Source organism: Gottschalkiaceae bacterium SANA (genome assembly GCA_036323355.1).
Lineage (GTDB): Bacteria > Bacillota > Clostridia > Tissierellales > GPF-1 > GPF-1.
Window position 1 is genome coordinate 563,947 of the sequence record AP028876.1, and the last position, 12,388, is coordinate 576,334.

Genomic DNA, 12,388 nt, shown 5'->3' on the forward strand with positions numbered 1-12,388 from the left:
GGGTGAAAAGTTGAAAATTGTAGCGTGTATGAAGCAAGTCTTGGACTTGGATCAAGTGCTTTCCTCAGATTGGGTCGTACAGGAAAATCAAACCATTGATCTCTCCTATGCAAATCGCGTGATCAATACCTATGATGAATTGGGACTGGAAATGATGTTGCGCTTGCAGGACCAAGATCCGAACTGCAAGTCCATTGCCCTCACGGTAGGAACAGAAGAAACCGAATCTATGTTGAGAAAAGCTTTGGCTCTTTTGGTGGGTGAGGCAATTCGTATCGACTGTGCAATTTCGATGAATCAGATGCCACAAGCAGTGGCGCGCATGCTTTGGGCGGGAATTGAAAAGATTGACGATGTTGACTTGGTGATCTGTGGTCGTCAGTCGAGTGGAAGTGATTATGGACAAACGGGTCTTATCTTGGCGGAGCTTTTAAACTGGCCGTGTATTAGCTTGGTCACAGATTTTGTTCGACAAAATGATCAGTGGATGATTACGCATCAGGTGGATGATGGACTTGAGGAAGTTGTTGTAGAGGGACCTGTCGTTTTGACCATGACGCAATCAGCAGATCACTTTTTACGCATGGCAACTCTCCGAAATACCATGGTTGCCAAGAAAAAAGAAATCACACTCTGGTCACTTTCAGAGTTGGAAAAGTGGAAATTGGCTAAAAAAGATGCAGGTGTTCGCTTGTCTAAAATCTTCACGATTGAAGATAGTAAGGATTGCGTCATGCTGGATGGGCCAGAGATTTTTGTGGATCGTATGATCAAAGAGATGAAAGAAGTGAATCGAAGTGAAGGAGTCGGCTTATGACAATCGGTGTTGTCGGTGAGATGCGAGATGGAAAATTGACGCAAGAGACAATGGAATCAATTTGTCGCGCGGTTCAAGTCAACAAAGATTTGCAGATGGAGATTGACTTGGTTTTGATGGAACAGCCAGAAAAGCTTAGGTCTCCTTGGTTGGATCACTGGGGTGTGGACCACGTCATTGCCTATGAGAGTAAGCAATCAGATTGGGACATAGAAACAAAGCTTGCCGCCCTCGAGGTCTATGTTCATGAGGCAAAGCCCATGGCCTTGTTTTTTGCAGGGAGCATACAGGGACAAGAGCTTGCCCCGAGACTTGCGACTCGTTCAAAGGCATCCGTTCTTGTGGATTGCACGGCTGTTGAAGTAAACCCAATCGAGCAAGAATTTCTTGTTACCAAACCCATATATGGGGGGAATGCCTATGGAGAGTATCACGTACCATTTCCTTGTTATTTGAGTTTTCGTGCGAAATCGATTGCGGTTGAGGTAGAAAAAGAAGCGCCGTTGTCAATCCAATGGCGAACGTTTGATGAAACAAACAGAAAAAACGTGATTGTTAGCCGTCGATTGATTCGTGCTGCGAAGTATGATCTGGAGGAAAAGAAAGTTCTTTTTGTTTGTGGGCGAGGTCTTCAAAAATCAGAAAATATCAAGCGAGTGGAGGCCCTTGCTTGCCGAGTTGGTGCGGGCCTTGCCGGAACAAAAAAAGCCATTGAAAATGGTTGGTTGCCTTTGGAGACCATGATTGGTCAAACTGGGAAAATTTTGGCTCCGGAACTGTGCATTGTGCTAGGCGTATCAGGTGCAAGCCCTTTCGTTCATGGTATAAAAGGGGCTAAGAAAATCATGGCTGTCAACAAGGATGAAGAAGCGCGGATTTTTCAAGTCTCTGATATTGGGAGTGCAGATGACTGCGAGTTGGTCATCGAAGTCATGGAAAGAAAATTTGATTAAAACTTATTGGAAGGAGGGAAAAGAATGACGGATGAGTTGTTGCGATTTGATCAGGAACAGATTCAAGGATTTTTACAAGATGAGTCGAAATGTACGGGTTGGGCAGAGTCCATCTCTTTTCCTGAAACCGAGGAAGAAATTCAAGCTCTAGTGGCTCTTTGTCAGGGCAAGCATCTTTCCCTTACTATTCAAGGGAATCTAACAGGGATTTGTGGCGGTGCAGTACCGCAAGGTGGGCATATTCTTAATCTTTCCAAGATGAACCGAATCCTGGAATTTAAGTTAGAGGAAGGTTTGGTGAGGGTGGAACCAGGGCTTCTTTTGCAAGATCTCAATCAAGCCTTGCGGAAAAAGCAAAGAGAAAAGGCGCTTTTCTTTCCGCCGGATCCTACGGAAGCTTTGGCGAGTATCGGGGGTATGGCAGCCTGCAATGCTTCGGGAGCAGGTTCCTATTTTTATGGGGCAACACGTAATTATGTGCATGGAATTCGCATGGTAACGGCGCAGGGTATTTTGCACGTGAGGCGAGGAGAGAAAACACAAGAGGCCTTATTGCAGGAATTGGGCGAGCCAGAGGGATCTTTTTTACTGGAAAAGAAAGTCTTGGGCAAAAATGTTGCCGGTTATGACTGGCAACCCAATGGAGATGCGGTGGATTTACTGCTGAGTTCGGAAGGAAGCTTAGGGATTATTTCGGAGCTTGAATTGCGTTTGATGCCAGTGCCTATGCAAAAAATGGGTATTCTTTTCTTTTTTCGTGAGAATGAGCTTGCCATTGAATTTGTTCGTTGGATACGGGGAGAGAATGTTGATTGGCTTGAGGAAAGACCTGTGGGTGGACCGATTGCGATTGAGTATATGAATCAATCAGCCTTTCAAATTGTGAAGGAATTTCGTGAGCTTAAACCGGAGTTGAAACGCTTTCAGCAGATTCCACACGCAGTAGAAGCGGGTGTTTACCTAGAGTTTCATGAAGAATCGGAAGAGAAAATCGAGCAAGTGGCAGAACAATTGCTTGGCTTGAATGATCATTTTAATATGGTAGAGGGTCAGGAATGGTGCGCCTTTGATGAAGAGAGCCTGGAACAGATTCGCGTTTTCCGCCATGCTGTACCAGAATGTGCAAATCTTCGCATGGTGGAGCGAAAAACCAAAGAGTCTAGACTGAGAAAGTTGGGTACAGACTTTGCTGTTCCCAATGATAAACTGAAGGCGTGTATGATCATGTATCAACAAGGCCTTGATCAGTTGGGGATTGATTCATTGATTTTCGGTCATATTGGGGATAACCATCTTCATATTAATTTCTTGCCAAAGACTTGGGAGGAAGCGGAAAAAAGTCAATTGCTGATCGCGGAATGGGAATCGCAAGTCATTGCCTGGCGGGGAACCATTACGGCTGAGCATGGTGTGGGCCGCACCAAGCGATCAGCCTTTCAGCGCATGTACTCATCGAAAGACGTGCAAATCATGAAATCCATCAAGGAACGATTTGATCCAGAAGGGATTTTCAATCCGGGTGTCATTTTTGACGCAAAAAAACCCGCAAAGAAAAATGCGGGTGCTTGATTTATAGAGATTTAGCCATCATTTGATTTTTCAGTTCCATGGATCGAATGGTGGCGAAGAGCATTTCATTGGTCGGCGTTTTTATGCCGACCTTTTTTGCGCGTTCAATGACGACACCTGCAAAGGCTTCCACTTCTGTTTTTCGTTTGGCCTCCATATCCTGGCACATGGAAGTTTTCATGGCTGGGTGAAGGGACATTAAGACTTTTTTCCACTCCATCACGTCATCTGCCTTTAAGTTGATGCCCTCCGCTTGTGCCAGAGCGATCACTTCATGCATGGCCGCATCGACCAAGATATTGGGAAGTTCTTTCGTTTGAAAGAGCTGATAAGGTGCTTGCAGGATGGCAGATACCTGGTTGATTCCGACATTGATCATAAATTTCCACCACATATCGCGATCCAAATCTTCTGGCACATGATATTCGATACCGGCTTTCTTAAATAGATCGGATACGAGTTTTATGGCAGGGTGATCGGGATTTTCATGTCCGAAATGGATAATGCCAGGCAAAGAGAATCGCACATTGCCAGCTTCTCGAACTGCGTCGATCTTGACGATCATAGCGGGCAAAATGGTCGCTTGAGGGAAGGATGCAGCCAAAATTTCTTCACTGACGATGCCGTTCATCAGGGACAGCAGAATGGTATCGGGACCGACAAAGGGTTTCATCGTCTCCATAGTTGCGGCCAGATGATGATGCTTGACGGCAACGAGAATGAGATCCATGGGAGCCGCATTTTCTGGTGCCAAGTATTCTAGATACAAGGGCGTGTTGTTGATCGAAATGGGATTGTTCAAATATCGATCGATTCGCTTTCCATCGGCAAGAACAGAAAATTCAAGGTTTTTTGTACGAGCGAGTTTTTCGGCGACAATGCCACCTATAGCCCCAAGGCCGATTAAGCCGACTTTGTTGATTTGTTTCATAGTCTGACCTCCAGATCATGATCTTATTTATTTGCAATGCCCCAAACAAAACTTCGGCGCATAAAATAGTGCGTTTCTATCGGGATTAATTCAAGTTCGTCAATGCGTTGATCGGTTCTTCGATTCAAATGACAACCCTTTGCGATTTGCTTCCAAATCGGTGTAATCAGCTGCATGGCGGAAGCCAAGACAGGACCATCCGAAAGGATGTGTTCGATAAATAAATAGGAACCACCGGGTTTTAATACGCGTTGAATTTCTTTAAGCCCTTTTTGTGCGTCTGGTACAGAGCAAAAAACCAGACAGGCGATGACGGTATCAAAGGAATCGTCTTCGTAAGGAAGTGATTCTACAGTGCCGATTGTTTGGACGAGGGGTAGTGTTTCTGGGAAGCTAAAAGATGCAATGGTGGGTTGGATACGCTGATCAAAGAGCGATAAGGAATCAATTTGATCAAAGAGGTAGTAGCGAAGATTAATACCCGAACCCGGTCCGATTTCTAGTACATGACCCTTTGCTTTGGGTATTAAATATCTTCTGGCATCTGCCAGTCCATTTCTTTCGAGCGGGTGCATAAAGTGATCATAGAAACTTTTTCCGTATTCCATGGCAATGCCTCCTTTTATGTATCCTATCCCAAATGGAGGAAAAGATGCAAGCTGTAGTATAATAAAGTAAAAAAGAATCTTGGGAGGCTCGCGATGAAAATAAATGAATGGGAAGAATTTCTTCGAAGTGGATTGGATGGAATGAAGCCACGAAGCGGATTTGCCTTTGTCGATGGCTCATTTGATGAACGAATGCATGCCCATGGAGTTGCTTATTTTTGTGTCATGCTGGCAAAGAAGCGCGGCCTTAATACCAAGCTGGCTTATTGCATGGGACTGCTTCATGATTGGGGACGGATTTATGGGGAAGACTTTACTTCTAGTCATGGCAAGACAGGAGCAGAAAGTCTAAAAGAGCAGGTTAAAGCTTGGGGTGATTTCACTCATACGGAGCAAGCTATGCTTTTAGACGCCATTGAGTTCCACTCGAAAAAGAAACGAATAGATGGTCCTTATGCTGAAATTTTAAAAGATGCTGATCTATTTGAGCGGGCCTTCTCTTTGGGTGATCTGAGATATGAGGCTCATCCAAAGAAAGAAGGACGCTTGTTGAATGTGCTAGAAGAGTTTGAATTGCAGAGAAATGGAAAGGGAAGCTGAGGAGACTCAGCTTCTTTTATTTTAAGAAAAAGGTAAGGCTCTGGTTCAGGTTTAGTTAAGAATTGAATTCTATACTAAGAAAAGAAATGAAAGGGAGGCACCTCATGAAAAATAAGCGATTTAAAATAAAAAAACGATGGATTCTACTATTGGTTTTGGTACTTGCGGTAGGAGGCTTTTATGCTTTGAAAATAAAAGCACCAGCACAAGCGGCTGCAAAGCCATCTTTTTCAACAACAAGCTTGACGAAGCAAACCGTAAGTGAGAAAGTATTGATCTCAGGATTGGCAGTTTCAGAAAAAGAGCAAATGATGCAGGCTGGTTTCACAGGAGAGATCAATGAAATTGCAGTAGCAGAAGGTGAATCGGTTGAAAAAGATCAAGTGCTGATTCGAATGGAAGATTCCAAGGCTTTAGCAATCGTAAAACAAGCAGAATTAAATCTTCAGGAAGCCAAAGAAAAGTTGGCAAAATTCAATCGGGATGCAGGGCAAACCATCAGAATGAATTATGAATCAGCTAAGATGGCCTATGATCGTTCGATACAGACCAATGAAGAACAGCAACAGCTTTTATCATTGGGTTCGATCTCTGCACAGTCTGCAAATCAAGCGAAAGAGGCGTTAACACAAGCCCAATCATCCTATTTAGAAGCGAAAATTCAATATGAAGCCTTCGATTTGGAGCAGGAACGGGCAAAACGTATTTTAGGTGTAGAGCAAGCTGAGAGTGAGTTGGCTGATGCTAAGGAAGAATGGAACAATGCTGAAGTCAAATCACCGATTGCTGGGGTTATAACCAAGATTGCTGTGAAATCAGGTGATCAAGTACAGGTTGGTAGCAACTTGATTGAAGTGAAAGATGTTGGGTCACTGAAGGTGCTTTCCACGATTAATGAATTTGATGCAGCCAACTTGCAACAAGGAAAAGCAGTGATCATTCGCCGCAATGCAGACCCAAGTAAAGAGTATCACGGAACGATTATCTACTTGTCACCGGCCGGGGTTCGTCTGAATGGGAAGACGGTCTTTGAAGTAGAGGTACAAGTGGATGATGAAGATGATCTCTTTAAAATCAACAACTCAGTTCAGATGGAGATCGTCATCAATGAAAAAGAAAACGTATTGGCTGTACCATTCGAGGCTGTTGGTGACCAAGATGGGCAAAAAGTTTTGTATGTAGAACGAGAGGGCATTGAAACAATCATTCCGGTTGAATTGGGTGTTCGAGGAGACTATAAGGTAGAGGTGTCGGGTCAAGGCTTAGAAGATGGCGATACGATACGTGTATATGTTGAAGATGCTGGTGCCTTTATCGAGAGGTGGTAAGCGATGATTCAATTGGAAAAATTAACCAAGGTCTATGAACAAGGTGAGATTCGTGTAGAAGCCTTGAAAGATATTGATCTTCATGTGAAAAAAGGTGATTTCATGGCGATTATGGGACCTTCTGGTTCTGGAAAGTCGACTTTAATGAATGTATTGGGATGTTTGGATCAAGCCACATCGGGTGTGTATTGGATTGATGGAACCCATGTTGAGGACCTGACAGAAAATGAATTGTCCGATGTACGGAATCAAAAAATCGGATTTATCTTTCAATCTTTTAATCTTTTGCCTAAACTTAATGCGCAACAAAATGTTGAGTTACCCATGGTTTATGCAGGAAAATCGACTAAGGAACGAGACCAACGTGCAAAAAAAGCCTTGGAGCAAGTTGGCCTTGGAGATCGTGGCAAACATCGACCCTCAGAAATGTCGGGCGGACAGCGTCAGCGGGTTGCTATTGCACGCGCTTTGGCAACGGATCCTGCCATTCTTCTTGCTGATGAACCAACTGGAAACTTAGACTCAAAGTCAACAGAAGAAATCATTGGGTTATTTAAAGCCTTGCATGAAGAGGGACGCACCATTATTATGGTTACTCATGAACCGGATGTTGCCAAGCATTGTTCTCGCGTGATTGTTATTAAAGATGGTGAGATTGTTGACGATTATCGAAATCAGGAGGGAAAACGCATATGAAAGAGTTATTTAGGATTGCTTTAAGTTCCATTTGGTCCAATAAAATGCGTTCGATTCTGACTATGCTTGGCATTATTATTGGTATTTCTTCCGTCGTGACTATTGTCTCTATCGGCGATGGAACAAAAGCGAATATGAATGATCAACTTTCCGACTTGAGTGGGAATAATTTTCAGGTTTATATAAATTATCGATTGGATTCAGATGTCTATGATAAGGCGATGATTACAAGAGATGATATTGCTGCTTTGCAGACCAAGTTTCAAGCAGAAACCTTAGAGATTGCTCCAGACAGCAGTGTATCGGGTGAAATCGTCGGTAATCTTGAAAAAGCGGGTGCAAACTTTCGTGGTTCGTCGTCGGGTACAATGAAAATGTCAAAAGCAACAATCATTGAGGGGCGAGATCTCTTGGATGAGGAACGTGTGAATAAAAAAAATGTGGTTGTTATTGACGAACGATTGGCGAAAGATCTATTCCCGGGTCAATCGGCGATTGGACAAACTTTATTTTTACAGTTAAATGATATGAGCACAGGCTTTCAAGTGGTGGGGGTCTATACCCAAAAAGATCAACGTTCAGAGACCTATGGCGGCTTTATTCCTATTGGAACGGCCCAAAAGATCTTGAATCAAACGCAATATGGATCGCTAAATATCTATCCGGCAGAAGGACAAAGTACGGATGTATTGAGTACAAGGATAGTCAAATTTTTAGAAAGCCGTCATGATGCGGAAGGGCAAAGTTTCTACATGGTTTATAGTCCGAAAGCGGCTATGGCATCGGTGAATGACGTGTTAAGCAAGGTTACCCTTTTGATCGCAGCTATTGCGGGAATCGCACTTTTAGTCGGTGGAATTGGCGTGATGAATATTATGTTGGTTTCCGTAACGGAACGGATTCGAGAGATCGGTATACGGAAAGCTCTTGGTGCGAAACGTCATCATATTCTGATTCAGTTCTTAATTGAATCGGTGCTTTTAACCTTGATGGGTGGGATTATTGGAGCGGTATTGGGCATGGGACTTGCTGCCGTTGCCTGTACTTTGATGAAGGTACCAAGGGTGATATCAACAGATGCAATCCTATATGCGTCGGCTTTTTCTATCGCAATTGGTTTGTTCTTTGGGATCTATCCGGCCAATCAAGCAGCGAAACTAAGTCCAATTGAAGCCTTGCGTCATGAGTAGAGGAGAAAATACGATGAAACGAATAAAAGGGTTAACTTTTGGCTTGATTTTTATGTTGGGCATTTCATCCAGTGGGTTTGCTGGTGAAACTGGATTGACATTAGAACAAGCACAAATGCAAGCAAAATCGGAGCCAAGTTATCAAGTGACCGTATTAAATGATCAAATTGAATTGGCCGAAAAAAATTTGAAAGAAGCCATGAAAGAATCGCCCAAGGCTGCAAAGCGTACCTATGCAAATATAGCCGATTGGAGTGGGCTTTCCATTCAAAATCAGCGAGAGATCTATTTGGTCCCTTTAAGTTTAAAGGAACAAGTAGCGAGCCTTCAGCAACAAATAGAGGATTTGAAAGTCAGTGGTGAGAACCGTGTAGAGACCAGGTTCTTTGCTTTGGCTGATGCACAAGCAGAATTACATCTGGCAAATCTCAAGTTAGAATTGGCAAAGATGAACCAGGCTTCTGCAAAGATTCGTTATGCAAGTGGGAGTATCTCATTGATGACGTATCATGATGCCTCTTATGCATTCTTGAATCAGGAACGGAATCAATTCCAGTCGCAATTGAAGACGGATGCGGCATTGGAAAAATTCAATCAAAAGTTACAGAAAACCATCAAAGAAGATCAACCATTAGAAATTATTTGGGGTCCTTTACCCATGATGCCTAGAGCGTTAACAAATGAAGAAATTAATCAATTGGCCCTAGGTTCTGATCAATTTAGATCGGCTATGGGAGCGTATCAAAAGACGGTATTGGAGATTCGGGCTATTGAAGATGGATTCAGGGGTCCTAAGTTTGAAAAAAATCGTCCTGATGCTTATCCGCAGTACCTATTAAGCGAGATTGAGGAAGTCGGAAAAATGGCAGATGCTTTGCTTGATAGTAAAGCTTCGATTAAGGATCGCTATGCGAAGTTACAAGCTTTGAATCTTGCCATTCGACAAGATGTAATGACTCTGAAAAACAAAGAGCAAGAACAAGAGTATGTTGAGGGGAAATTGTTGAGCGGGCAAGGAAGTGAAAAAGAATTTCTTGAATCGGAGATTGGAGCAGCTGAAGCAAGTCTTCGCTACAATCAGGACCGTTTGGCATATGACCAGGCTGTAGAATCTTGGAAGCGAGATCTAAAGAAATGGAATGAGAACCTTTCTGCAGAAGGTGATACATGGAACCAGGAACTAAACGCCTATGTTGCAGGTTGGAAGTATGATCCGGAGACAACAATGGATCGAATCGGGCGAGAGTATACAAATTGGATCTTGCGATCTCACGGCATTTCACCTAGTATTTTAGATAATGACAAAAAATAAGTATTAAGATCGTCATGCACGAAAACTTTTTGAAGAGAGTATTCCTTATAAAATGGATATGAAATAAGAAAGAGATGTTGATTTTGATATGATGCCTCCAAAGTAGACACGGTAAGTAATTAAATTGCCTAATCTACTTTGGAGTTTTTTTGTATGCAGGATTTGTAAGATTTTACAGTCCAAAACAGGAAAACGGTATCATTTCAAATTGACAAGTTCCATTGATTTCGATAAGGTGCAAGTAGGATTATAAAAAAGTGAGTACGAATAAGATCAAGGAGGGCACAAAGATGGAAAGATATCATAATTCGATACCCCGCGTGGTGATCGCCCTAGGAGGAAACGCCCTTGGAAAGTCACCTGAAGAACAAAAAATCAAAGTGAAGGAAACGACGAAGCCCTTGATTGAATTGATCAATCAGGGAAATGAGATTATTATTTGTCACGGAAACGGACCCCAGGTAGGAATGATCAATTTGGCATTCGAGGAAGCGTCCAAAGCCAACGACAAGATTGCTGCCTTTGATTTGCCGGAATGTACGGCAATGAGTCAGGGCTATATTGGATTTCATTTACAAAACGCTCTACAAGCGGAGATTCGTGCACAGAAGAAACCATGGTTTGTTGCAACTGTGGTTACTCAAATTGAGGTGGACCGTGAGGACCCGGCATTTCAAAATCCAACCAAACCGATCGGTGGTTTTTATACAAAGGTTGAGGCAGAGGGCATGATGGCCAAGGATTCTTCATTGGTGATGAAAGAAGATGCTAATCGAGGATATCGTCGGATGGTGGCATCGCCAAAACCTGTGCGTATTCTGGAGAAAGAATCCATCGTTAATATGCTGGATAATGAGTTTATTGTTATTACTTGCGGTGGTGGTGGAATTCCTGTTGTAGAGAATGAAGACGGTAGTTTTTCAGGCGTGTCTGCGGTGATTGACAAGGATTTTGCAGCAGCGCAATTGGCGAAAGCGGTCCATGCTGATTATCTGTATATTTTAACAGCCGTTGATCGGGTAGCCATCAACTTTGGAAAGCCGGAACAGAAGGACCTAGAGAAAATGTCTGTTGAGGAAGCCATCCGTTATTGTCAAGAGGGTCAATTTGCGCCGGGTAGCATGCTGCCCAAGGTGCAAGCTGCCATTCGATTTGTCCAAGGCGGAGAAAATCGAAAGGCAGTGATTGCTTCTTTGGAAAAGGCGCCACTGGCCATCAAGGGCGAAAGTGGTACGCTTATTTATTCATAAAAAGTTGAGTGTCTTATGAAAGTAAGAGAAACTTCCCGTATACTAGTAGAGAAGAATTGTGGGGAGGATACGAAATGGGAAAGATGATAGTAAGCGCTTGTCTGGTTGGTTGTGCCTGTCGATATGACGGAAAATCCATGCCGGACCCCTTGTTAAAGGCGATGTTTGAGGCTGGAGACTTGATTGCCGTTTGTCCAGAGCTTTTGGGGGGATTAGATACCCCAAGAAATCCGGCTGAGATTGTTTCAGAAGACCCTGTTGAGCTTTTTACGAATCAAGGGATAGATGTTACCACTGCGTACAGAAGTGGCGCTGATCAAGCTGTAGCGGTTGCGAAATCTATTGATGCAAAGCTGGCAATTTTAAAGTCGAAGAGTCCTTCCTGTGGATCGAAACAGATATACGATGGAAGTTTTCAGCGGCAAGTGATTTCAGGTGCCGGGGTGACCACAAGAGCAATGCGAACTGCGGGAATCGAGGTGGTGAATGAAGAGGAGGCCAGTAAAAGATTCAAGAAGAATTGCACCAGAATTTTGCTGCTGCGCCATGCAGAATCATTTTTTTCTTCCGATGAGCGGAACCGAGGCTTATCTGAGAGTGGAGTGCATGCAGCGAGTGTGTTGGTTGAAAGATATAAAGACATCTTTCAGCCAGAACGAATTTATTCGAGTCCTTACAGACGAGCGCTGGATACGGTGAAACCATTGGCTAAAGCGTGGGACAGAAAAATTGAACTTGATGAACGCCTACGGGAGCGAATGTCGTCAGAAACACCTTTGGATGATTTTACTGCCTTTACAAAGAAACAATGGTTGGACCATCACTTTGCCTTGCTTGGATGTGAATCGTTGAACGATGTCGCAAAACGAGGAAAGGAAATGATGATGGAGGTTGAAGCAGAAAATCGTGGAAAGACCGTCCTGCTTTCCACCCATGGTACCTGGATGGCGGCTGTCATGCATGCTTTTAATCCTAGTTTTGGTTATTCAGAGTGGAAGAAACTAAAGATGCCAGATCTTTGGGAGATGATCTTCTACCGAGGTGTTTGGGTAGAGACAAAACGAGTCGCGAAAGGACGATAGAAGAAAAGAGTGCTTCAAGCAGCGGATTGATTGCTTCAAGTACTCTTTTATT

12 protein-coding genes are annotated in these 12,388 nt (G+C 43.4%); 10 read left to right on the top strand and 2 right to left on the bottom strand.

Translation table 11 applies throughout. The annotated features are described in order from the left end of the window. The first annotated feature begins 10 nt into the window (after positions 1–10). The 3 genes from AC25CA_RS02805 to AC25CA_RS02815 are packed head-to-tail and all read left to right on the top strand — an operon-like array spanning position 11 to position 3,339. Positions 11–817 (top strand): electron transfer flavoprotein subunit beta/FixA family protein, encoded by an 807-nt coding sequence (locus AC25CA_RS02805; RefSeq protein WP_486815523.1) that lies wholly within the window; start codon positions 11–13, stop codon positions 815–817. Further along, on the top strand, positions 814–1,770 hold the full coding sequence (locus AC25CA_RS02810; protein ID WP_486815524.1) for an electron transfer flavoprotein subunit alpha/FixB family protein: 957 nt from the start codon (positions 814–816) through the stop codon (positions 1,768–1,770). Before AC25CA_RS02805 ends, AC25CA_RS02810 begins: the two co-directional genes overlap by 4 nt. A 24-nt stretch (positions 1,771–1,794) precedes the next feature. Next, positions 1,795–3,339 (top strand): FAD-binding oxidoreductase, encoded by a 1,545-nt coding sequence (locus tag AC25CA_RS02815; protein ID WP_486815525.1) that lies wholly within the window; start codon positions 1,795–1,797, stop codon positions 3,337–3,339. Between the two features lies 1 nt (position 3,340). Here AC25CA_RS02815 and AC25CA_RS02820 read toward each other — a convergent pair whose 3' ends face one another. Together AC25CA_RS02820 and AC25CA_RS02825 are read right to left on the bottom strand one after the other, a co-directional pair. Continuing rightward, positions 3,341–4,270 (bottom strand): ketopantoate reductase family protein, encoded by a 930-nt coding sequence (locus AC25CA_RS02820; protein ID WP_486815526.1) that lies wholly within the window; start codon positions 4,268–4,270, stop codon positions 3,341–3,343. A gap of 23 nt (positions 4,271–4,293) precedes the next feature. After that, complete coding sequence (locus AC25CA_RS02825) at positions 4,294–4,878, bottom strand: class I SAM-dependent methyltransferase (RefSeq protein ID WP_486815527.1); 585 nt, start codon at positions 4,876–4,878, stop codon at positions 4,294–4,296. Between the two features lie 93 nt (positions 4,879–4,971). Here AC25CA_RS02825 and AC25CA_RS02830 point away from each other — a divergent pair, with 93 nt between their 5' ends. The 7 genes from AC25CA_RS02830 (at position 4,972) to AC25CA_RS02860 (ending at position 12,336) form a co-directional block, all read left to right on the top strand. After that, entirely contained in the window at positions 4,972–5,478 is a 507-nt protein-coding gene (locus AC25CA_RS02830) for an HD domain-containing protein (RefSeq protein WP_486815528.1), read from the top strand. A 104-nt stretch (positions 5,479–5,582) separates the two neighbouring features. Beyond that, positions 5,583–6,806, top strand: a complete 1,224-nt coding sequence (locus tag AC25CA_RS02835) for an efflux RND transporter periplasmic adaptor subunit (protein ID WP_486815529.1) — start codon at positions 5,583–5,585, stop codon at positions 6,804–6,806. 3 nt (positions 6,807–6,809) lie between these two features. Further along, entirely contained in the window at positions 6,810–7,502 is a 693-nt protein-coding gene (locus tag AC25CA_RS02840; protein WP_486815530.1) for an ABC transporter ATP-binding protein, read from the top strand. Then, a complete protein-coding gene (locus AC25CA_RS02845) occupies positions 7,499–8,692 on the top strand; it encodes an ABC transporter permease (RefSeq protein ID WP_486815531.1) in 1,194 nt (397 codons plus the stop codon). The genes AC25CA_RS02840 and AC25CA_RS02845 overlap by 4 nt, the downstream gene beginning before the upstream one ends. 13 nt (positions 8,693–8,705) lie before the next feature. Next, positions 8,706–10,004, top strand: coding sequence for a hypothetical protein (locus AC25CA_RS02850; protein WP_486815532.1), 1,299 nt, complete (start codon positions 8,706–8,708; stop codon positions 10,002–10,004). A 311-nt stretch (positions 10,005–10,315) separates the two neighbouring features. After that, entirely contained in the window at positions 10,316–11,254 is a 939-nt protein-coding gene (gene arcC / locus AC25CA_RS02855) for a carbamate kinase (RefSeq protein ID WP_486816590.1), read from the top strand. A gap of 74 nt (positions 11,255–11,328) precedes the next feature. Next, positions 11,329–12,336 (top strand): 2-thiouracil desulfurase family protein, encoded by a 1,008-nt coding sequence (locus tag AC25CA_RS02860; protein ID WP_486815533.1) that lies wholly within the window; start codon positions 11,329–11,331, stop codon positions 12,334–12,336. Positions 12,337–12,388: the final 52 nt, after the last annotated feature.

Excerpts from the sequence above, each read along its gene's own strand:
- AC25CA_RS02810 (WP_486815524.1), top strand. The coding sequence starts at position 814 with ATGACAATCGGTGTTGTCGGTGAGATGCGAGATGGAAAATTGACGCAA.
- AC25CA_RS02815 (WP_486815525.1), top strand. The coding sequence starts at position 1,795 with ATGACGGATGAGTTGTTGCGATTTGATCAGGAACAGATTCAAGGATTT.
- AC25CA_RS02820 (WP_486815526.1), bottom strand. The coding sequence starts at position 4,270 with ATGAAACAAATCAACAAAGTCGGCTTAATCGGCCTTGGGGCTATAGGT.
- AC25CA_RS02825 (WP_486815527.1), bottom strand. The coding sequence starts at position 4,878 with ATGGAATACGGAAAAAGTTTCTATGATCACTTTATGCACCCGCTCGAA.
- AC25CA_RS02830 (WP_486815528.1), top strand. The coding sequence starts at position 4,972 with ATGAAAATAAATGAATGGGAAGAATTTCTTCGAAGTGGATTGGATGGA.
- AC25CA_RS02835 (WP_486815529.1), top strand. The coding sequence starts at position 5,583 with ATGAAAAATAAGCGATTTAAAATAAAAAAACGATGGATTCTACTATTG.
- AC25CA_RS02840 (WP_486815530.1), top strand. The coding sequence starts at position 6,810 with ATGATTCAATTGGAAAAATTAACCAAGGTCTATGAACAAGGTGAGATT.
- AC25CA_RS02845 (WP_486815531.1), top strand. The coding sequence starts at position 7,499 with ATGAAAGAGTTATTTAGGATTGCTTTAAGTTCCATTTGGTCCAATAAA.
- AC25CA_RS02850 (WP_486815532.1), top strand. The coding sequence starts at position 8,706 with ATGAAACGAATAAAAGGGTTAACTTTTGGCTTGATTTTTATGTTGGGC.
- AC25CA_RS02860 (WP_486815533.1), top strand. The coding sequence starts at position 11,329 with ATGGGAAAGATGATAGTAAGCGCTTGTCTGGTTGGTTGTGCCTGTCGA.